The sequence below is a fragment of the Pseudomonas botevensis genome (assembly GCF_019145475.1).
GTDB classification, from domain to species: domain Bacteria; phylum Pseudomonadota; class Gammaproteobacteria; order Pseudomonadales; family Pseudomonadaceae; genus Aquipseudomonas; species Aquipseudomonas botevensis.
Genome location: NZ_JAHTKI010000002.1, coordinates 383,571 through 404,868 on the forward strand (window position 1 = coordinate 383,571; position 21,298 = coordinate 404,868).

Consider the following 21,298-nt stretch of genomic DNA (forward strand, 5'->3'; position numbering starts at 1 on the left):
CATGGATATCAACCTCGATTCCGCGTTGCAGACCTACATCGTCGAAGCCCGCGATCTACTCCACCAGATGGAGGAAGCGTTGCTCGTTCTGGAAAACGACCCGAACGACAGCGACACGGTCGACAGCTTGTTTCGCGGTGCGCACACCATCAAGGGGTCGGCCGGCCTGTTCGGTTTGACCCCCATCGTCAGCTTCACCCATGGCGTGGAAGACCTACTCGATCGCGTGCGGGATGCGACGCTGAACATCGACAGCGCGTTGATTGCCTTGCTACTGGCATGCACGGACCATATTTGCGAACTCGTCGATGTCGTCGCCGAGCGCAGCGCCAGCCTTGATGCGCAGGCAGTACAGCGCGAAAACGCCCTGCGTGAACGGCTGATGACGTATCAGGTTTCGACACCAACGAGTCCAGATACGTGGGTGCGCCAGTCTGTGATCGACGATTCTGCAGTGCGGGCAGCCAATCTCGACTGGCATATTTCCCTGCGCTTCGGTGAGCAGGTTTATCGCAATGGCATGGACCCGTTTTCGTTCCTTCGCTATCTGAACACCCTCGGCGAAATCCTCCATATCGTCACCACTACGACGGCCATGCCTGCCTTGCCTGAGATGGACCCTGAGTCCTGCTATCTCGGCTTCGACATCCGTTTTCGCTCCGCTCAAACGTTTGAAACGATCAACGAGGCTTTCGATTTCGTGCGCGACGATTGCGCCGTGCACATCCTGTCGCCGCGCGCTTCATTGAGTGAGTTTGCAGCCTTGCTGGGGCAACTTCCGGAAAGTCGCGATCACGCCGAGCGTTTGTTGGTGGAGTCCGGTTCGCTGCTGCCGGGAGAACTCGACAGCGTACAGAGCCAGTTACCTACGCAGCCGAGCCCATCAACGGATCTCGAACTGCCTGCTGATCCCGTCCAGTTGCGCGGTGATTCCGCCCCCCAGGCCACCGCACGCGAGCAAAAGAGCCGGGAAAGTCGTTATGTCAGAGTGCATGCCGACAAACTGGAAGAGCTGATCAACCTGGTGGGCGAACTGGTCATCGCCGGGGCAGGCGCGAAGTTGCTGGCGAGCTATAACCCCGAGTCTGAGCTGCGCGATGCCACGGCAGCGGTGGCGGAGCTGGTCGAGAAGACCCTCGATTGCGCGCTCAGAATGCGCATGGTACCCATCGGTGACACGTTCAGCCGCTTTCAGCGAGTGGTTCGCGATGTCAGCAAGGAGCTTGGCAAAGACATCGAGCTTGAGATCAGTGGTGGCGAAACCGAACTGGACAAGACCGTCGTCGAGCGTATCGGCGACCCGCTGATGCACCTGATCCGCAATGCACTGGATCACGGTATCGAGGCCCCGGCGGTGCGCCAGGCCAACGGCAAGCAGGCCAGGGGCCGACTGCGCCTCAATGCGTTTCACGATGCCGGCAACATTGTCGTGGAGATCATCGACGACGGCAGAGGCTTGGACCGTGAACGCATTCTGGAAAAGGGCCGCGAGCGCAATCTCGTGCCTGCCGGGGCGACGCCGAGTGATTCGGACATCTACAACCTGATCTTCGAACCCGGTTTTTCAACCGCCGAGGCGGTTACCAACCTGTCCGGCCGAGGCGTCGGCATGGACGTCGTGAAGCGCAATATCACGGCGCTGCGTGGCTCAATCGACCTGGACAGCCGAAGCGGCGAGGGCACGACCGTGCGAATCCGCCTGCCGCTGACACTGGCGATCATCGATGGCTTCCTGGTGGGTGTAGGCGAGGCCTTCTACGTCATCCCCCTGGAGCGCGTGCAGGAATGCATGGAGCTGACGTCTGCCGCCAACGACGCAGCCCGCCGCTGCGGTTACATCGATCTGCGCGGCGAGGTGCTGCCGCTGCTGTTCATGCACGACTACTTCTCGATTGAAGAGGCAGGCGCGGGCAGTCGCCGGCAGAACGTGGTGGTCGTGCATCACCTGAGCAAAAAAATCGGGCTCGTGGTGGATGAGCTGATGGGCGAGTACCAGACCGTTATCAAACCGCTGGGCAAACTCTTCGGTGCGCTTCACGGGTTTGGCGGATCAAGCATTCTGGGCAACGGCGCGATTGCCCTGATTCTGGATATTCCGGCCTTGCTCACGCGCTTGTCTGAAGACAGCCGAGCCTGCGTCTCCAAAAGCACAACCACATCCGAATCTCTTTCCGTTTCGCAGGGGCAACGCTCATGAACTGGTTCTATAACCTGAAAATATCCACCAAGCTGCTGACGTCTTTCATGCTCGTGCTGGTGCTCACGGCGGGAATGGGGATCTTCGCGGTCTTTCAACTGCAACAGGTGAATTCCAGTTCTACCGACATGAAGGAGAACTGGATCCCGTCGATCCGGCTCGCCGCCGGCATGCGTTTTTATGCGAGCCAGTACCGTACCCGCGAACTGCGCAACGTGCTGGCTGATGATCTGCGGGAAAAAGCCGTACAGGAAAAGCAGGCTGCCGAATCCCGGCATGAGATGGACGAACGGATTCAGCGATACAAGCAACTGGTCAGCGACGAGAACGAACGCCAGATCTATGAATCGGTGATAGACGATTGGAACACCTACCTGAAGTTGAGCCAGTCGGTGTTCGAACTCTCGCGCACCGATCGGCCACGGGAGGCCGAAGCTCTGCTCACCGGCGAATCGAAAGAGGTCTCCGACAGCCTCTCCACCAAACTGCAACAGCTCGTTCAGCTCAATGACGACGGGGCTGCAGCCGCCAGCGACCAGGGTGACCAGATTTACAGCAACGCGCGCTTGTCGATCCTCGTGGCGCTGGCTGTCGCCTTGGGTGTCGGGTTGTTCCTGGCCTTTTTCATCGCACGGATCATTTCCCGCCCATTGATCAATGCCGCCGAGGTTGCCAGCCGTCTCGCCGAAGGCGACCTGACCCCGAACGTGATCGTCACCTCGCGCGACGAGACCGGTGTTTTGCTGGGCGCCATGGACAACATGATCGGCAAACTCTCGCACATCATCGGCGAAGTACGTAACGCTTCTGACAATCTGGCCAGCGCCTCGGAGCAAGTCAGTGCCACGGCACAATCCATGAGTCAGGCCACTAGCGAACAAGCCGCCAGCGTCGAAGAAACCAGCGCTTCGATCGAGCAAATGAGTGCGAGCATCAACCAGAACACCGACAACGCACGTGTGACCGACGGCATGGCCAGCAAAGCCGCCCGTGAAGCGACTGAAGGTGGCCAGTCGGTGCAGCAGACCGTCATTGCGATGAAGAAGATCGCTCAGCGCATCAGTATCATTGACGACATTGCTTATCAGACCAACTTGCTGGCGCTCAACGCCGCCATTGAAGCAGCGCGGGCGGGTGAGCATGGCAAGGGTTTCGCCGTGGTAGCCGCCGAAGTACGCAAACTGGCCGAGCGCAGTCAGGTAGCCGCCCAAGAGATTGGCGAGCTGTCGACGAGCAGCGTGGAAATGGCTGAGAAGGCCGGCAGTCTGCTCAATGAAATGGTGCCTTCGATCAACAAGACCAGTGATCTGGTACAGGAAATCAGCGCCGCCTCCGAAGAACAGGCCGCCGGTGTCGGGCAGATCAATACCGCCATGGCGCAACTCAATCAGGTCACTCAGCAAAACGCCTCGAGCAGCGAAGAGCTGGCTGCGACCGCCGAGGAAATGAGCAGTCAGGCTGAGCAATTACAGGAAGCAATGAGCTTCTTCACTCTCTCCACCACGACATCCTCTGCCCCCCGAGCACGCGCAGCAACACCACCCCGTTCGGCGCCGTCGAGCCCGACAGCCGTTCCGAGCTTTCGACCGGTTGCTGCCAGCGCAGCGATTTCGGAACACGAATTCACGCGATTCTGACGGGAGCATGTCATGAAGGGTTTGGCAGATAAAAGCCGTGTGCAAACACCTCCTGAGGGCGACGGTCAGTACCTGACGTTTACCTCGGGCGGCGAGATGTATGCCATCGCCATTCTAGGGATCAAAGAGATCATCGAGTATGGCGGTTTGACCGTGGTGCCGATGATGCCCGACTTTGTGCGTGGGGTGATCAACCTGCGGGGCGCGGTCGTGCCGGTCATTGATCTGGCGGCACGATTCGGTCAGCCCAATGCAAGCTTGAGCCGGCGCAGTTGCGTGGTGATTGTCGAGGGGCACTCCGAAGCCGAAGGGCGTCAGGACATCGGTCTGTTGGTGGATGCGGTGTCCGCTGTGCTGGATATCGCCGCCAGCGACGTCGAGCCTGCGCCGAACTTCGGCGCCCGGATCAACGCCGAATTCATCAGCGGAATGGCGCGCATGGATGGCAAGTTCGTCATTGTGCTCAACGTTGACCGCGTGTTGTCGGTGGACGACATGGCGGTGATAGGCACTGCTTGCGCCCCGGCTCATCCGGAGCCAGCGTGAGAGCCGTCGATGAACGCTTTTGGCGCGGGGTTGCTGCGTGAATACGATTGTCTTGCACGACAGTGAGTTTCGGCAGTTCCAGTCCTGGCTTCACCGCGCCGCCGGCATCAGCCTTTCAGAAGCGAAAAAGCCACTGGTGGCGGGGCGTCTGTTCAAGCGTCTGCGCCACTATGAGTTCAATAGCTATGGCGAGTATTTAACCCTGATCATGGGGCGCGACGGCGCTGCGGAATTGCAGGTCGCGCTGGATATGCTGACCACCAACGAGACCTACTTCTTCCGCGAACCCAAACATTTTGAGTTCCTGCGCGAAGTGGTCTTGCCTGAGGTCAGGGGCGGCCAGCCGCTTCGGGTCTGGAGCGCGGCCTGTTCTTCCGGCGAGGAGCCTTACAGTCTGGCCATGACCTTGGCCGAAGGCCTGGGGAGCAAACCCTGGGAGATCGTCGCCTCGGATATCAGCACCCAGGTATTGGCGCGCGCCTGCACCGGTCATTACCCGATGACGCGCACCAGCACGTTACCGCGTGAGCTGTTGGTCAAATATTGCCTTAAAGGCATCGGGCGCCAGGAAGGGACGTTCCTGGTAGAGGCCGGATTGCGCAGTCGCATTCAGTTTTTGCAAGTGAACCTGAATGAGCCGCTGGCGCCGATGGGTGAGTTCGAGGTGATTTTTCTGCGCAACGTGATGATCTACTTTGAAATGGAAACCAAGCGCCGGGTGGTGGCGCGCATGCTGCCGCTGCTCAAACCCGGCGGTTATCTGATTGTCAGTCACTCCGAAAGCCTCAACGGCGTGTGCGAAAGCCTGCAATTGGTTGCACCGTCCATTTATCGAAAACCATAAATATGGCCAGACCCATCCCACCGCAACCGGCAGAGGTCTACCTCGAGATCGGGGCGATCTATTTCGGACAGGCCGGCACGCGCATCACCACGTTGCTCGGTTCATGCGTGGCGTTGACGTTCTGGCACCCCACATTGCGCGTCGGCGGGATGTGTCATTGCTTGCTGCCAAGCCGGCGCAACGGCCAACCACCGTTGGACGGTAAATACGTCGATGAGGCTGTGCAGTTGTTGCTCAATGCCATGGCGAAGTGCCGTCGCCCCGTCAGCGAGTACCAAGTGAAACTGTTCGGGGCCGGCAATATGTTTCCTAGCATCGTCGGATCGGGGCCGCAGGTCGATGTGGCAGGGCGCAATGCCGAGGCCGCACGAGAAAAAGCGGCGAGCCTGGGGCTACAGATAGTCGCTGAAGATACCGGCGGCTGGGGTCATCGAAAAGTGGTGTTCGATTTGGCCAGCGGGCATGTCTGGGTCCGTCACGAACGCATCAACAACAGAAGAATGAAATGAATCCGATCAAGGTTTTGGTGGTGGACGACTCTGCGGTCGTTCGCCAGGTGATGCAGGCCATTCTTGACGCCGAGCCAGATATCCAGGTTATTGGTGTGGCCTCGGACCCACTGTTTGCCATCGAGCGCATGCGCAAAGAATGGCCGGATGTCGTGGTACTGGATGTGGAGATGCCACGGATGGATGGCATCACGTTCCTGCGCAAGATCATGGCTGAACGACCGACGCCGGTGATCATCTGTTCATCTCTGACCGAGAAGGGCGCGCAGACAACCCTGCAAGCTCTGGCGGCGGGTGCGGTGGATATCATCACCAAGCCGAGCATGGGCTTGAAGAACTTTCTGATGGAGTCTGCCAGCGAGTTGGTGCGCGCCGTGCGTGGCGCCAAACAGGTAAACATGCGCAATCTCAGTCGGGCACACGCAGCACATGACGCCACGACAGATCAGCCGCCCCCCAAAACCATTGCCGTCAATCCGCGCTATAACGCCGACGCCATCCTGCCGTCAGGCGATGGCCATGCCATGGTCGCCACGACAGAAAGAATCGTTGCGCTGGGCACCTCCACCGGGGGAACGCAAGCGCTGGAATACGTGCTGACCCGCTTGCCCAGAGTCTGTCCAGGCATCGTGATCGTCCAGCACATGCCGGAAAAATTCACCGCATCCTTTGCCACCAGGCTCAACGATATTTCACAAATCGAAGTCCGCGAGGCTCGTAACAACGATCGCGTCTTGCCGGGCACCGCGCTGCTGGCACCAGGTGGCAAGCACTTGCTGCTCAAACGCAGCGGCGCGTTATATCTGGTCGAGGTGCGCGACGGTCCCTGCGTCAACCGCCATCGACCTTCGGTGGATGTACTGTTTCGCTCGGTGGCCAAGTTTGCCGGACGCAACGCAACGGGAATCATCATGACGGGCATGGGCGATGACGGTGCCCGGGGTCTCAAGGAAATGGCCGAGGCCGGGGCCAACACCTACGCCCAGGATCAAGCGAGTTGTGTCGTGTTTGGAATGCCCAAAGAGGCGATCAAGCTGGGAGGGGTAAAGAAGGTCCTGGAGTTGCGGCAGATTCCGGGGGCAATTGTTGGTGGGTGAAGCGGCGGTATTATCCGGACGCGTCGCTGTCGCTGCGATGTGTCATTCTCCGCCACGGACGTGCCAGCGATCTCGATGCTCGAATCGGGCTATTGTCCCATCAATCCCTCTTCAGATCCGTCGTGGCTTTTGTCGTCTCGAGGCGAGCGTCCAAAATAACTTTTGTAGGCGCGACTGAAAGCCGCCTCGGACTCGTAGCCGATCGCGAAACCCACCTCGCCGATCCGGCTGTCCTTTTTGGCCAGCATCGATTTCGCCAGGCTCAGGCGCCATTCATTCTGGTAGCGCAGCGGCGAGCGTCCAACCAATGAGCTGAATCGCTCGCAGAAGCTGGATCGAGACATCCCCGCGATGGCCGCAAGAGCATCGATCCGCCATTGCTGTCCGGGCTTTTCGTGTATGGCCCTCAGCGTTCGCGCAATGCGTTCGTCAGACAAGCCCCCGAGCCACCCCGACGCCATGCCCTGTTGAACCCAGGTGCGGAGGATACGAATGACGATGAGGTCAATGAGACGTGAAATCATCAACGCACCGCCGGGCTGTGAGTCATCGGACTCGATCAGTATGAAATGCAGGATGTTTTGCGCCCACGCTGCCGCTTCGGTTTGCTTGATATGAATGAGCGATGGCAAGGCGAACACCATCGCCTGGAAACTGCTGGCATCAAACCAGAAGCGACAGATGATCAGCGCCGCAGGTCCCTGGGTGGCCATAATCCTCAGGGAGGAGGGGTCGTGGGGCAGCAGGAGAATGTCGCCCTTTTCAACAGTAATGATTTGCTTGTCGGCGCCTTCGATATGGAGTCGCCCGAGCTGCAGCACGCAGATATGTGAGCTTTTTGCATCCAGCTCCAAGCGTTTATCCATGTCCAGTGTTGCTGAGTAGACACGATCCCCTGTCAGGCGAATCTTGGCCAATACCTGCGAGAGCAGATCCCCCGTGGACAGCCCTTCCAATTTCAATTCCGGAAGAATGGTCAAGTTTTCCAGCAAATCAGTCATGTCGGCATGGTCACGTGTTGAATAGTCTGAATGCCTGAATCATAAGGTTTTCAAACGACAAAATTGGCATTTCTGAAGCAAATTTTGCTTTTAACACATCATCCATAAAACAAGGATACATCGCATGTTCGGGATATCTGCCCTCGGCTGGCTGCACACACTTGGAAGCCTGCCCGCCATTCCGCTGGCCGCCTATATGCTCTTCAAACACGGGCGCATCGTACCGAGGTCGCGAGCCGGGGCTGCCTATTTTGTCTTTATGCTGATCGGCGGTTGCACAGTGTTTCTGGTTGCTCGTCAGCCGATCAGTCCAGTGATCGGCGCCATAACACTGTTGTTACTGTTTGCCGGTTACGGAATAGGGTTCGTTCGCTGGCTGGGGCGAGCAGGGGTGTACCTTGAAACGATTCTCTTGAGCCTGACCGTGTTCTTCTTGATGGTTCCGACCGTCTCGGAAACCTTGCGTCGTGTTCCGGATGGCCACCCTGTTGTGACCGACCCGAATTCGCCTTTGCTCAAAGGCGTGCTGGGTTTCATAGCGCTTGCGCTGGTCATGGGTGTCACGGCGCAGGTGGTATTCCTGCGACGTTCTGGAAGATCGAAGTGAGTGATCACAATAGCCCTGATACGAGGAGCTCTTATGACCAGAGTTTCCCCCGTCCCGCCAGCTCCATCAATCTTGCCGGCTGAAGAAAATAAACCGCAGGTGACGACCAGTGGGCCGGATTTCCACTCGCAATTGCAGGCTCAGTCCAACCCTCGTGAGCGGCAGCCCGATACAACACGCGCTCAGGGGCTACTGAATATGACCATGAACGTGTCACGCCGACCGGAAATGGAAGCAATGCTTCAGTCATCGGAGTGGCGCAAGAATGCGGCCAGTGCAACGAACAAACCCGCTCGACCAGTGCCAGGTGCTCGAGCCAGTGGACTTGATATTGCTGACTACAGTTTTCCGGATCGAGACGTGCAGGTCGATGGGGAGGTCGTCAAGCAGGCCTGCTTGAATGAGCACGGTAGCGAGTTCGCTCCAGAGTCCGTCGATGATCCGACCGCATGTACTCCCAACGGCGAAGAGAGCCAACTCAACTCTGACGTTATCGGTGGAGGAGGACTGAATGCGTTCGCCATTGCAGTGGCTTTGTCCCCAATCACGCTCACCTGGGTACCGATTGAAATTGTTCGAGCACCACTGCGATCACCCCGGATCCGGACCTGGCGGCGCAATCCGTTTGCAGCGCAGAGCCATCTTCCAGACACGTCGGATTCAGAGGCAGGAAGTCCCAAACCGGTTCTTGATACTTAATCGTAGACGAACTGGTCAATCAGTCCCAGACGTGGAACGTGGGTGTTTGGCCGTAATATGGCACCGGGGGCTATGACTGCATTTGCCCCGATTTTGCATCCATCACCGACCAAGGCACCGAATTTTTTCACTCCCGTCTCGATCACACTGCCTGCGTAGCGGATGCTGATGTCTGCGCCATCCAACTCGTTACGGTAATTGGCGATGATTGCCCCAGCTTCAATGTTTACGCCTTCGCCAATCAGTGAGTCGCCGACAAAATTGAAGTGAGCAAGCTTGCTGCCATCAAGCATGAAGCTGCTTTTCAATTCGCAGCTTGGTCCGACAATGCAATTGCGGCCGAGATAAACCCCTCCACGCAGGTAAGCCCCCGCAGCCACAAAAGATCCCTCGCCGATGATAATCGGCCCCTTCAGCACAGCACCGTGCTCCACATCGGCGCTTTCGTGGATGGCTACATTGCCGTGGCGGCGATAACTCGCGCCGAGACCTTCCAGCAGGGACAAAACCTGGTTTTCGCAGTCTTGAGAAATCATTCAGGGGGCAGAGGGCAGCAAGCCCAACATGGGCCACCGACTAATAAACGCACTGATCTCAACTAGCTTCATGGCATCCTTCTGGTGCGGACAATGTGGGGAAGTACTGCGCGGCCAACGGCATGTCGATGGCGCCCGGACATGTGCAGCACATACCCGGGCTGATCGCTTATCCCGTCATCAAATAAGGCCAAGGGCGCTGAAAATCACTAGCGATTGCGCGGCAAACGCTTCGGCAGACTCGGTCAGTTCGGCGAGGTTTTCTTCAGCCGTGAGCAAAGGCTGATTGTCCTTGATCAGGACTTCGCCTTGTTCGCCGAGGACACTCCAGGCCAGCATTGCCCAGTCGGCAGGGCGCTTGTTGCCTTGTTTGATCGAAATCAGGAACAACTGCTGGAAGCGGCTGACCGTTACGCCGCCACCGGTGACCGGGCTGGCCAATACCTGGATCTTGGCGCTCAGCAGCGCGCGTTTGCACAGCTGCAGGTTGAGTGTGCGGCAGCGCGCCTCGACTTGTTGTTCGGCGGCTTCGCTTTGGCACGGTGCCGCGGCGCCCATCCCGACCAGTACGGTAATGGCCTGCACCAATTCGTCATATGGCAGCGAGGGCGCGGCCACTGACAGCTGACGCAAGGTTTTTGGCGTATAGGCGTTGGCGGCCAATGCTTCGAGCACCGGGCCGTAGATCTCCACTTGCAGCGATGCTTCGCCGGCCGGCCCACGGACGCTGGCGGACACGCTTTCTGCCGCTTGCAACAGCACAAAGCGCGTATTGAGCAGGGCCTGGCGCTGTTCCGAGGCGGTCAACCGGTTGGCGCCGCGCACGTACAGATCCCGGCGGAAGTGCTGATTGACGAAATAGTCACGCGCCTGTTCGCGCATGACCGGATGCTCGATGCCCTCGAGGAAGTCCATGCCTTCGGCGCTCAGGTTGAGCGGATCCACGGTATCCAGCGGCACCGCCGTCGCCGCGTAGTCGAGCTTGGCTGGCGCCAGGGCATCGACCACGTCGGTGAAGTACATGCAATTCCAGTCGCGGTTGAAGTACTCATGGGCAACGTAGTGGCGATCCTGGCCTTTGATGCTTTGCAGTTTGGCTGCGATGCTCGGGGCCGCAGCGGCGTAGTTGGGATTGGCCGCCAACAGCGTCTCGGAGAACTGCAGGGCGGCGTCTATGCGCTGCTGCGGGTTTGTAGAACTGCTGGTGGCGAAGCGATCGTGCAAGCTGAACAGATGGCGCAACGGTGCCGAAGGCGACCAGCCCGGCAAGCAGTTGTAGCTGACATACAGCATGCCGCCAGGCTTGAGGTGGCGGCGGGCGAATTCAACGATCAGCTTCTGGTTGTCGCGACTGACCCAGGTCCAGATGCCATGCAGGCTGATGCTGTCGAACTGTGGCAAATCCTTGCGCGCGAGTAGTTGTTCGAAGCTGTCGTCATACAGTTGTGCATCGCTGTTCCAGGTACGCGCAAGCGCTTGGGCATGGGCGGCCTGAGCCGGGTGAAAGTCCGTACCGATGAAAGACCCGGGATTGGCGGCAGCATGGATATTGATTGAAACGCCTTGGCCAAAGCCCAGTTCGCAGTGATAACCGTCGCTGGTCTCCAGCGTGGCAAAACCGCGCAACAACAGGCAGTAGCGCTGGAAGACGGGATTGATTTCCCGGCTATAGCTGTAGGTATAACCCTCGTCCGTGAAATACCCTTCGTTCCAGGCGTTGCTCATGCTTGTTTCCTTTATCTCGGGAGGGAAAGCGGTCTTTATACGGGGTAGCCGTGGCGCGCCACAAGCGTAATGAGCGGCACGTGGTTCGGCTTGGGTCAGACATGCTTGAGAGGCATGGTTGAAGCCATTCAATAAGTGTTACCCGGCTACCAATCTGCACTTGTTTGAGGCTCATCGTGAGCCAATAGGTAGCAGACTCTCAGGCCAAGGTCCTGAGACGGTCGCTGTCTCATTTCGCAAAAATCATTGGAATCAAACGCTTGGCAAGTGCTGGCGCAATTTGGCACGCGTCGTGCTTTTCTGCATTCATGGATAATTGGATACAAAAATACAAAAAAGGTGCCGTCATGCAATTCGCTCCCGCGTATGAACAACGACAACCGATGACGGCCGAGGAGGAGGCCTACAACTTTCTCCTGGAAGGCATCTGTGGCGGGCGTTACCGCAAGGGCGATCGACTGATTGCCGAGGACATTGCCGGCGAAATCGGCATGAGCCGCATGCCCGTGCGCGAAGCCTTCCGCCGTCTCGACGCCCAGGGATTGGTCACGCTCAGGCCCAACCGTGGCGCAATTGTCAGCGGTCTGGATGTAGAGGAAATGCACGAAGTCTTCGAGATGCGCAGCGCCCTGGAGGGGCTGGCGATGCGAATCGCGGTGCCGAAGATCACTGAGCGTCAGTTGATGGCCCTGGAGCGACTGCTCGATGAAATGGACGACTACCGCGACGAGAGTGCGGCCTGGGTCAGCCGCCACCGCAAGTTCCATGAATACCTGTGCAGTCTCAGCGGTCGCCCGCGACTGCTGAAGCAGATTTGCGCCCTCTATTCGCTGATCGAAGCCCCGATGCGCCTATGGCTGCAGCATGTGGAGAAGCCGCTGAGTGCTCGCCAGGAACACACGATGATCCTTGATGCGATTCGGGCCGGTGATGCTGACAAGGCCGAAGCGGTGGTGCGCGAACACATCGAGGGAACCGTCCCTGAGCTGATCAAGTTTCTGCAATCCGAAAGATAACCAAAGAGCGGTCAACAAGGCCGCCGATGTTGTGACTTTGAGTACTGCCCCGTTACTAACCGAACTGGAGTGTCTGGTCATGCATAAGTCTCGTGTGTTACTCGCTGCAATCTCCTTGGGGCTCTGTACACAGTGGGCGGTTGCTGCGCCGACGGTGCCGGAGCGTCTGGTCAAGGTCGACAAGCTCACCTATTGCTCAGGCATGGATTCCCCACCTCTGGTGTCCTTCGATGAGGCGCAAAAGCCCAAGGGATTGACCATCGATCTGGGCCTGGAAATTGCCAAACGCCTGGGGGACAAGAAAGTCGATTGGCGGGTCATTCCGTTCTCCGGATTGCTCCCGGCGTTACTCGCCAAACAGTGCGACATGATCGTTGACCAGTTGTTTGACAAGCCCGAGCGCCGCGAGGTGATCGACATCGTCAACTACATGTATTCCAGCCAGGCGGTGGTGGTGCCGAAGGGCAATCCGAAGTCGCTCAAGACACTGCCAGACCTGAGCGGGCACAAGATCGCGGTACTCAACGGCTCGACCATCAAGACCCTGCTCGACACCGAGAATGAAAGCCTGACCAAGGCGGGCAAACCGCCGATGAAACTGGTCGTCTACAACACTGACACCGATGCTTTCCAGGCCCTGCGGATCAACCAGGTCGACGCGTACGGCACCACCGTGGAAACCGCCGGCTACTACGCCGCCATGGCGCCGGATCTGTTCGAGGAGGGCGTGCCTGCCTTTAGCCGAATCCTCACCGGCCTGGGCATTCGCAAGGACGATCCGCAACTGAGCGCCGCCGTGCAGCAGATCATCACCGACATGCGCAGCGATGGCAGCTACAACCAGCTCCTGAATAAATGGCACGTCGCTAGCGACACACTCGATTGAGGTCAGGCGCTGATGAATTTCAATTGGGATGTGTTCTGGCAGTACCTGTTGCAGCCGAGCGGGGTGTACCTCACCGGGCTCTGGCTGACGTGTGTGATCAGCGTGCTGGCGATGTTGCTGGGTTGCGTGCTGGGCCTTGCCGCCGCCTTGTTGCGGTTATCGAGAAATCCGTTGCTGCATCTGCCGGTGCGGTTCTACGTGTGGTTGATGCGCGGTACACCGCTGCTGGTGCAGATCGTTTTCCTCTACACCGCACTGGCCGCTGGCGGAATCTTCCGCTTTCAGGACATTGAACTGTTCGGGCTGCTGATCCCCGGCAACATCCAGGCCGCGATCATCGCGCTGGGCCTGAATGAGGGCGCGTACATGGCCGAGATTATCCGTGCGGGTATCGGCGCCGTGGACAAGGGCCAGTATGAGGCCGGGCGTTCCCTGGGCATGACCTTCGCCAAGCTGATGCGCCGCATCGTTCTGCCGCAGGCGTTTCGGGTGATCGTTCCGCCGCTGGGCAATGAGTTCAACGTGATGCTCAAGAATACCACCCTGGTCAGTGTCATCGGCGTGCAAGAGCTGCTGCTCAGTACCCAGATGGTAACGTCGGCGACTTTCCGGGTGTTCGAGTTGTACCTCGTGGTGGCGATTTATTTCCTGTTGCTTACGACGCTGTGGGGCTTCTTCCAGCGCTGGCTGGAGAAACGCTTTGGTCAGTCGGACAGGCCTTCGTCACCGCCACCGGCAACCAGCCGCATGTTCGGGCGCAGCACGCTGAAACTGTTGAGGGGGCGTTAATCATGGCGCATCAAAGTGACGAGTTGATCATCGAGGCGCTGAACATTCACAAGTCCTTCGGCGATCTGCAGATTCTCAAGGGCATTTCCCTCCAGGTACGACGGGGTGAAGTGGTTGTGCTGATCGGTGCCTCCGGCTCTGGGAAAACCACCTTCATCCGCTGCATCAATCTGCTGGAGGAGATTCAGTCCGGGCAGATCCGAGTGAGTGGCCACCCCATGGGTTATCGCACCAAGGCCGACGGAAGCCTGGTGCGGGACTCGGAGCGCAACATCGCTCGCCAGCGCCGTGACATCGGCATGGTGTTCCAGCGCTTCAACCTGTTCCCGCACATGACGGCCCTGGAAAACATCATCGAAGCCCCGATTCAGGTGCTGGGTGTGCCGCGCAAAGCTGCGGTTGAACAAGCACAGGCGCTACTCAAGCGTGTCGGGCTCGCAGACAAGGCCGGTCATTACCCCTCGATGCTTTCCGGTGGCCAGCAGCAGCGGGTGGCGATCGCCCGGGCCTTGGCCATGAAGCCTCAGGCGATGCTGTTCGACGAGCCCACCAGCGCCCTGGACCCGGAAACCGTCGGCGAAGTCTTGCAGGTGATGAAGGAGCTGGCCGAGGAGGGCATGACCATGGTCGTGGTCACCCATGAAATGGGCTTTGCCCGAGAAGTGGCCGATCGCGTAGTCGTGCTTGATCAGGGCGAACTGATCGAGCAAGGCCCGCCGGAGCAGATTTTCAGTCATCCGACTCACCCCCGCACCCAAGCCTTCCTCAGCCGCGTGCTGTGAAACTCGACAGGAGATTGACGATGCGTTTATCGAGCTTGTTCGCGGCGCTGTGCTGTGCCGCTGTGGTACCCATGATTCAGGCCGCTGACTCGGTGGTGAAGGTCTACAACTGGTCCGACTACATCGGCCCCGACACGCTGAAAAACTTCGAGAAAGACCAGGCGATCAAGGTTCAGTACGACATCTTCGACACCAACGAGATGCTCGAGGCCAAGCTGCTTTCCGGGCATTCAGGCTATGACGTGGTGGTGCCTTCTAGCCAGTTTCTCTCCAAGCAGATTCGCGCCGGCGCCTATCAGCCGTTGCAGCGCAACTTGTTAACCAACTGGAAACACCTCGATCCACGTCTGATGCAGCGCCTGGAAGCCGCCGATCCCGGCAACCGTTATGCCGTGCCTTACATGTGGGGCACCGTGGGCATCGGCTACAACGAAGAAAAGGTTCGCGCGGTGTTGGGTAAGGATGCGCCGCTGGACTCCTGGTCTATGGTGTTCGATCCGCAGAATCTCTCCAGGCTGAAAAGCTGTGGCGTGGCCTTTCTGGATGCGCCGGTGAAGATCATTCCCCAGGCCCTACTTTATCTCGGTCTGGACCCTAACAGCGTCAAGCCTGACGACTACAAACAAGCCTCGAAACTGCTGATGACCTTGCGGCCGTCGGTGACGTACTTCAACTCATCGAAGTACACAGCGGACCTGGCCAACGGTGATATCTGCGTGGCGATCGGTTACTCGGGGGATGTGATGCAGGCTCAGACCCGGGCGAGGGAGGCCGGGAAGAACATCGATATCCGCTATCTGATTCCCAAGGAAGGGGTGAACCTGTGGTTCGACATGCTGGCGATTCCCAAGGACGCCGGCAACGTCGCCAACGCTCATGCCTTTATCAACTACCTGCTGCGTCCAGAGGTGATTGCGCCGGTCAGCGACTACGTGGGGTACGCCAATCCCAACAAGGACGCCACCGCGTTGATGGATCCCAAGGTCAGCGGCAATCCCGGGATCTATCCGACCGATGAAGTGATCAGTCACACCTTCGTCTCGGCGGATCTGCCGGAAAACATCCAGCGGCTGATGACCCGTGAGTGGAACCGGATCAAGTCCGGCCAATGAATGCTTGTTTGAAAGAGACTTTGTCATGTTGAAATTTTCTGCTCACGAATATCCGTATCCGTCGCAGCGCCAGAGCGTTTTTGCCCGTCGCGGCATGGTGGCGGCTTCCCAGCCATTGGCCGCCCAGGCAGGCATTGAAATGATGCAAAAGGGTGGCAATGCGATCGATGCGGCCATTGCTACGGCGGCGGCATTGACGGTGGTTGAACCCACGGGTTGTGGCTTGGGTGGCGATGCGTTTGCCTTGGTCTGGTTCAAGGATCAGTTGCACGGGCTTAGCGCCAACGGGCACGCACCGGCGGGGCTGAGTATCGAAGCGGTGAAGGGCGCCGGCCATGAGCAGATGCCGCTCTATGGCTGGACGCCGGTGACGGTGCCGGGTTGTCCTTCGGCCTGGGCTGAACTGTCGGAACGCTTTGGTGCGCTGCCGTTTGCCGATTTGCTTCAGCCAGCGATCAGCCTGGCGCGAGACGGGTTTCCACTGTCGCCGGTGGTTGCCCATCAATGGCAGGTTGCGCTGGATGAGTTCACTCCCCATCGCGACGGGGTTCTGGAGGCCTGGTTCGAGACCTTTCTGATAGACGGGCGAGCGCCCAGAGCAGGAGAGATCTTTCGCAATCCGGAGCAGGCGCGAACGCTTGAAGAGTTGGCTGCCACCCGTTGCGAGAGTTTCTATCGAGGGGCTTTGGCCCAGCGTCTGGATGCGCATTCGCGGGCCACGGGCGGCTATCTGCGGGCCACAGATCTTGAGCAGTATCGAGCGCAATGGGTGGAACCGATCAGCGTCAATTACCGTGGCGTGGACGTGTGGGAAATCCCGCCGAGCGGGCAGGGCCTGGTTGCGTTGATGGCGCTGAAGATTCTGGAAGGGTTCGACTTCGATCACCGTGACAGCCAGCGGACCTGGCATCGGCAATTGGAAGCCATGAAGCTGGCTTACAGCGATGGACTGCACTACATCACCGATCCTCTGCATATGCGCGTGGCGGTGGCTGACTTGTTGAGTGAGGACTACAGCGCTCGGCGACGCGGGCAGATCGGTGAGCAGGCCCAGCCGCCAAAGCCTGGAGATCCACATGCCAGCGGCACGGTGTATCTGGCGACGGCCGATGAGGAAGGGAATATGGTTTCGTTCATCCAGAGCAATTACCACGGTTTTGGCTCGGGCGTGGTGCTGCCAGACAGTGGTATTGCGCTGCAAAACAGGGGGCAAGAGTTCAGTCTTGACCTCGAGCACGCCAATTGTCTGGCTCCTGGGAAGAAGACATTTCACACGATTATTCCGGGGTTTCTCACCAGGGACGGCAAGGCGCTCGGGCCGTTTGGAGTGATGGGCGGGTACATGCAGCCTCAGGGGCATGTGCAGATGGTCATGAACCTGGTGGATTTTGGTTTGAACCCGCAGGCGGCACTGGATGCGCCTCGCTGGCAGTGGTTGGGGGGGAAGAAGGTGGGAATCGAGCAGGGGGCCTCGAGGGATTTGGCCAATGCGCTGGCCCGGCGGGGGCATGAGGTGCAGATTGCCAGTGACCTGACTGATTACGGGCGAGGGCAGATCATTCTTCGTGATTCGGAGAGCGGGGTGCTTTGTGGCGGGACGGAGCCGAGGGCGGATTCGCATGTTGCGATTTGGTAAATCAGAGGTTGCCTTTAAGCGCCGGTAAAAAAGGGAAGAGAAGCCACTGTTTTTGATTGGTGAATTATTTTCACCGTGGCATCAATCATTGAGCAGATTGTTGCGACAGTCTGGCGATCTTAGGATCGAGGGGAGAAGTGCAGCAAGGGTTCCACGCCCGTTGGCGTCGCTCTGAGCCCTTGGTTTGCAACCCTACAGTGATGATGATCTGGTGGAGAGAAAAGCGCGATGAAGATGAAGGCAGTTGTGATGACGGGGGCGAACAAGCCTTGGGAAGTTCATGAGGTTCCTGTGCCCAAGGCAGAGCCAGGGCTGGTTCTTGTGAAAGTTCATGCATCCGGCATGTGCTACACGGACGTGTGGGCAACCCAAGGGGCTGGTGGTGACATTTATCCGCAAACTCCAGGTCACGAGGTGGTTGGCGAGGTTGTCGAAGTGGGTGCGGGCGTCCATACGCGCAAGGTTGGAGACCGAGTCGGCACCACTTGGGTACAGTCCTCGTGCGGTCGGTGTCCGTACTGCCGCCAGAACCATCCGTTGACCGGCCAGACGGCCATGAACTGCGTCTTGCCCAGAACGACCGGCTTCGCGTCTCAGGGCGGTCACGCAGAGTACATCGCGATTTCTGCCGAAGGCACCGTATTGTTGCCCGATGGGCTGTCCTACAAGGATGCTGCGCCCATGATGTGCGCGGGTTATACCACCTGGAGCGGCCTGCGCGACGCGGAGCCTAAACCTGGTGAGCGGATCGCGGTGCTGGGTATTGGCGGACTGGGCCACGTCGCCCTTCAGTTTTCCAAGGCTTGCGGATTCGAGACCGTCGCGATCACACATTCGCCGGACAAACACGGGCTGGCCAAGGAGCTAGGTGCCGACATTGTCGTCGCCAACGGCGAGGAACTGCTGGAGATCGGTGGCGCGGATGTTCTTCTGGTCACGACCAACGACTTCGACACCGCCGAAAAAGCGATGGCGGGGGTAAGGCCTGACGGGCGCATCGTCCTTTGCGGGCTCGACTTCAGCAAGCCGTTCTCGATCCCGTCCGATGGCAAGCCATTTCACATGATGCGCCAACGCGTGATCGGATCCACGCATGGCGGACAGCATTACCTCGCCGAAATTCTCGATCTTGCCGCAAAGGGTAAGGTGAAGCCGATCGTCGAAACTTTTTCGCTCGACCAGGCAAATGAAGCATACGACCGCCTGTCTTCAGGGAAGATGCGGTTCCGTGGAGTGTTCCTGCCGCACGGCGAGTAAATTTCAATTCCAAGGTGACTCCGGCGACTGAATTGTCGCCGGAGTCGTTTTGATCAACTGTCGGAAAGCGTTTCAGTCAGCATATTGATTAGTGCTCTCAGACCCGATGATACGTGTCGATGCCCTGAGTAGTAGAGGCACAGTCCTGGTTGCGCGGGACACCAATCCTCCAGAGCTCGTTTGAGTCGGCCATCTTTGAGAGCATCTGCCGCAAGATGCTCGGGCACGAAGGCGATGCCTATTCCATCGATCGCGGCATCTACCATCATCGGTTGATCAGTCAACGTTAAAGGTCCCGACGCATTGAACCTTTCAGCGACTCCCAGACGCTCTAATTCCCATCGGTAGATTGCACCACTTTCGAACCGGAAGCGTATGCAGTCATGCCCATGCAAATCATGGGGCACCTTTGGATATCCGCGTTGTTCAAAATATCCGGGTGACGCAACTACTGCAAAACGCACGTCTTTCGAGACAGAAACCGCCACCATGTCTCTGGGCACGGCCTCTGCTAATCGGATACCCGCGTCGAAACCGTCGGCAACAATGTCACTGAGCTTGCCGTCGCTGACAATGTCGAGGTGCACTTGAGGATACTCACGAAAAAATCGCGCCAGAACAGGTCGCAGCACCAAACGGATAGCGCCTTCACTGGCATTGATTCGCACCACACCTTTTGGGCGATGGTCATCGCTCTCCAGTTCTTGAATGGCTTCCTCGATCGATGCCATTGCCGGTCTCAATTTTGAGGCAAGACGTTCTCCTGCGTCAGTCAAGGAAACGCTACGCGTCGTTCGGTTGAAAAGGCGGACATTCAACCGTCGCTCGAGCACCTTGATCGCATGGCTTATCGCCGAGGGCGTCATGTTGAGTTCGTCAGCGGCGCTGCGAAAACTCCGATGGGCCGCCACCGCTAAGAATGCGGTGAAGGAGGAGAGGTCATTATCTTTTGATTGGTGAATAATTTTCATCGTGGAAACGATAATTGAGCATACTTTTGCGACAGTCAAGCTATCAGGGAATAACGCAGCATTGCGTGTTTATAGCCAACTGGTGGCTGTCCAATCCTTTAAGAGAATACCCAGAAATATACGGAGCATTTTTTTGATTTGAGCCCGCAGGTAGCGAGGGTAGATCATTGCTGGTGGGTTGCCCGGCGCCGGCGGGCCGAGGAGGATTAGTGCAGTTGGCCACAAAGGGCTATGTAGATATCCGGGTCTGGGAGTTATCGGATAATTGACTTGAGTTGGGACGCAATGATCTGAATAGCAACTCAGCACGGTGAGTAGTTAACTGCACTAAATAGCCGTTTAGTTGAGCTATCAAAAAAAATCAAGGGGGGCAGGCCATGAGTCAACGCAATGTGAGTGCAAATGACGTCATCAAAACGCTGAATCTTGAGCCTCACGTCGAAGGTGGCTATTTCCGGCGAACCTTCCAGGCCGACCAGCGCGCCATGCTCGAGACCGCCGCCGGCCCACGTTACCTGATGACGTCGATTTACTATCTCTTGACCGAGCAATCACCGGTGGGCCAGTTTCATTTCAACCAGTCCGACATCCTGCATTATTTCCATCTGGGCGACGCCATCGAATACAGCCTGATCCTGGCTGACGGTTCATTGCAGACACTGGTGATGGGAAACGATGTCTTGGCCGGACAACATCTGCAATTGCACGTACCGGGCGGAATCTGGAAAGCCTCGCGACTGCTTGAGGGGGCGAACGGATTTGGTTTGATCAGCGAAGCGGTTTCACCAGGATTTGATTTCGCGGATATGGAAATGGGCGATCGACAGAAACTCACGGCGCAGTACCCACAGCATCGCGCGCTGATTGAAAAGCTGACGCGAGACGGTGAATGAGTACTGTACATTTCAAGGGGGCGGCCAGGTGTCGGCGAAAGTGGTTTTGTGAGTGATGCTGGAGATTGAAATCGTGCGTGCAACGAGGCTGATCTTGAAACATGATGTTACGTGTAATGTATATTATGTTAAACCATGTGCTATGTCAGAGATGTTCATAAGCCACGTAAGTCACTGATTCGACCAATTCGTATTTGACGCCTACTTTCTCAACGGGCCATGTCCATAGTGTTCATAACGATTCCCTAAATGAGGTGGCTGTCGATGAAACTGATTCAGTGCAGGTTCTCTTCGGGTCAGCGTGTACCGCTGCGGCGCCTTTGCTGGCCGGTTACGCCATTTGGCTCCAAAGCGGCCGTCAAGCCGACAACCTAGTCGGCCGAATCGGCACAGCTGAAACGGCACCTTTTTCGCAGATCGATCCGCGTATTCATGACCAGTACTTGCGATTACTGAAGCTATACCTTTCCCTGTATGTCACCCGATATTCGCAGATGTCGCCAAAGTCATTGAACGTCGCTTTGAGAGCCATATCATCAATGGTCGTCACGACCATGC

20 protein-coding genes are annotated in these 21,298 nt (G+C 57.9%); 16 read left to right on the forward strand and 4 right to left on the reverse strand.

What is annotated here, in order from left to right; all coding sequences use genetic code 11:
• Position 1: 1 nt before the first annotated feature.
• From KVQ74_RS05400 to KVQ74_RS05425, 6 genes are read left to right on the forward strand one after another with little or no spacing between them, the layout of a single operon-like run.
• The gene (locus KVQ74_RS05400) at positions 2 to 2,197 is read left to right on the forward strand and encodes a chemotaxis protein CheA (protein ID WP_217829954.1); all 2,196 of its coding nucleotides are present in this window, start codon (positions 2 to 4) and stop codon (positions 2,195 to 2,197) included.
• Complete coding sequence (locus KVQ74_RS05405; RefSeq protein ID WP_217829955.1) at positions 2,194 to 3,834, forward strand: methyl-accepting chemotaxis protein; 1,641 nt, start codon at positions 2,194 to 2,196, stop codon at positions 3,832 to 3,834. Before KVQ74_RS05400 ends, KVQ74_RS05405 begins: the two co-directional genes overlap by 4 nt.
• A 12-nt stretch (positions 3,835 to 3,846) precedes the next feature.
• Positions 3,847 to 4,380, forward strand: coding sequence for a chemotaxis protein CheW (locus KVQ74_RS05410; RefSeq protein WP_217829956.1), 534 nt, complete (start codon positions 3,847 to 3,849; stop codon positions 4,378 to 4,380).
• Between the two features lie 37 nt (positions 4,381 to 4,417).
• Entirely contained in the window at positions 4,418 to 5,224 is an 807-nt protein-coding gene (locus KVQ74_RS05415; protein WP_217829957.1) for a CheR family methyltransferase, read from the forward strand.
• 2 nt (positions 5,225 to 5,226) lie between these two features.
• Positions 5,227 to 5,733, forward strand: coding sequence for a chemotaxis protein CheD (locus KVQ74_RS05420; protein WP_217829958.1), 507 nt, complete (start codon positions 5,227 to 5,229; stop codon positions 5,731 to 5,733).
• Positions 5,730 to 6,830: a protein-glutamate methylesterase/protein-glutamine glutaminase gene (locus KVQ74_RS05425; protein ID WP_217829959.1), complete on the forward strand. Its 1,101-nt coding sequence runs from the start codon at positions 5,730 to 5,732 to the stop codon at positions 6,828 to 6,830. The genes KVQ74_RS05420 and KVQ74_RS05425 overlap by 4 nt, the downstream gene beginning before the upstream one ends.
• An 89-nt stretch (positions 6,831 to 6,919) precedes the next feature.
• Here the strand turns inward: KVQ74_RS05425 and KVQ74_RS05430 are convergent, their stop codons facing one another.
• The gene (locus tag KVQ74_RS05430; protein WP_217829960.1) at positions 6,920 to 7,831 is read right to left on the reverse strand and encodes an AraC family transcriptional regulator; all 912 of its coding nucleotides are present in this window, start codon (positions 7,829 to 7,831) and stop codon (positions 6,920 to 6,922) included.
• Positions 7,832 to 7,955: 124 nt separating this feature from the next.
• On the opposite strand from KVQ74_RS05430, the gene KVQ74_RS05435 reads away from it, so the two are divergent.
• On the forward strand, positions 7,956 to 8,438 hold the full coding sequence (locus KVQ74_RS05435) for a hypothetical protein (RefSeq protein WP_217829961.1): 483 nt from the start codon (positions 7,956 to 7,958) through the stop codon (positions 8,436 to 8,438).
• Positions 8,439 to 8,471: 33 nt separating this feature from the next.
• Entirely contained in the window at positions 8,472 to 9,137 is a 666-nt protein-coding gene (locus KVQ74_RS05440; protein WP_217829962.1) for a hypothetical protein, read from the forward strand.
• Here the strand turns inward: KVQ74_RS05440 and KVQ74_RS05445 are convergent.
• Together KVQ74_RS05445 and KVQ74_RS05450 are read right to left on the reverse strand one after the other, a co-directional pair.
• Positions 9,134 to 9,673, reverse strand: a complete 540-nt coding sequence (locus KVQ74_RS05445) for a DapH/DapD/GlmU-related protein (RefSeq protein ID WP_225929866.1) — start codon at positions 9,671 to 9,673, stop codon at positions 9,134 to 9,136. The two genes, KVQ74_RS05440 and KVQ74_RS05445, sit on opposite strands and share 4 nt — an antisense overlap.
• 180 nt (positions 9,674 to 9,853) lie before the next feature.
• Positions 9,854 to 11,398, reverse strand: a complete 1,545-nt coding sequence (locus KVQ74_RS05450) for a class I SAM-dependent methyltransferase (RefSeq protein ID WP_217829963.1) — start codon at positions 11,396 to 11,398, stop codon at positions 9,854 to 9,856.
• Positions 11,399 to 11,745: 347 nt separating this feature from the next.
• Here KVQ74_RS05450 and KVQ74_RS05455 point away from each other — a divergent pair, with 347 nt between their 5' ends.
• The 7 genes from KVQ74_RS05455 to KVQ74_RS05485 all read left to right on the forward strand — a co-directional run bounded on the left by KVQ74_RS05455 (position 11,746) and on the right by KVQ74_RS05485 (position 18,876).
• A complete protein-coding gene (locus KVQ74_RS05455; RefSeq protein ID WP_217829964.1) occupies positions 11,746 to 12,414 on the forward strand; it encodes a GntR family transcriptional regulator in 669 nt (222 codons plus the stop codon).
• A gap of 79 nt (positions 12,415 to 12,493) precedes the next feature.
• Complete coding sequence (locus tag KVQ74_RS05460; RefSeq protein ID WP_217829965.1) at positions 12,494 to 13,300, forward strand: ABC transporter substrate-binding protein; 807 nt, start codon at positions 12,494 to 12,496, stop codon at positions 13,298 to 13,300.
• A 12-nt stretch (positions 13,301 to 13,312) separates the two neighbouring features.
• Positions 13,313 to 14,089, forward strand: a complete 777-nt coding sequence (locus tag KVQ74_RS05465; protein WP_217829966.1) for an amino acid ABC transporter permease — start codon at positions 13,313 to 13,315, stop codon at positions 14,087 to 14,089.
• A gap of 2 nt (positions 14,090 to 14,091) precedes the next feature.
• The gene (locus KVQ74_RS05470; RefSeq protein ID WP_217829967.1) at positions 14,092 to 14,871 is read left to right on the forward strand and encodes an amino acid ABC transporter ATP-binding protein; all 780 of its coding nucleotides are present in this window, start codon (positions 14,092 to 14,094) and stop codon (positions 14,869 to 14,871) included.
• Between the two features lie 20 nt (positions 14,872 to 14,891).
• Positions 14,892 to 15,983, forward strand: a complete 1,092-nt coding sequence (locus tag KVQ74_RS05475; protein ID WP_217829968.1) for a polyamine ABC transporter substrate-binding protein — start codon at positions 14,892 to 14,894, stop codon at positions 15,981 to 15,983.
• A gap of 25 nt (positions 15,984 to 16,008) precedes the next feature.
• Positions 16,009 to 17,619, forward strand: a complete 1,611-nt coding sequence (locus KVQ74_RS05480) for a gamma-glutamyltransferase family protein (protein ID WP_217829969.1) — start codon at positions 16,009 to 16,011, stop codon at positions 17,617 to 17,619.
• A 228-nt stretch (positions 17,620 to 17,847) separates the two neighbouring features.
• Positions 17,848 to 18,876 (forward strand): alcohol dehydrogenase catalytic domain-containing protein, encoded by a 1,029-nt coding sequence (locus KVQ74_RS05485; RefSeq protein ID WP_217829970.1) that lies wholly within the window; start codon positions 17,848 to 17,850, stop codon positions 18,874 to 18,876.
• Between the two features lie 53 nt (positions 18,877 to 18,929).
• On the opposite strand, the gene KVQ74_RS05490 is transcribed toward KVQ74_RS05485, so the two are convergent.
• On the reverse strand, positions 18,930 to 19,847 hold the full coding sequence (locus tag KVQ74_RS05490; RefSeq protein WP_217829971.1) for a LysR family transcriptional regulator: 918 nt from the start codon (positions 19,845 to 19,847) through the stop codon (positions 18,930 to 18,932).
• A 377-nt stretch (positions 19,848 to 20,224) separates the two neighbouring features.
• Between KVQ74_RS05490 and KVQ74_RS05495 the strand changes: the two genes are divergently transcribed.
• Positions 20,225 to 20,740 (forward strand): cupin domain-containing protein, encoded by a 516-nt coding sequence (locus KVQ74_RS05495; protein WP_217829972.1) that lies wholly within the window; start codon positions 20,225 to 20,227, stop codon positions 20,738 to 20,740.
• Positions 20,741 to 21,298 lie beyond the last annotated feature (558 nt).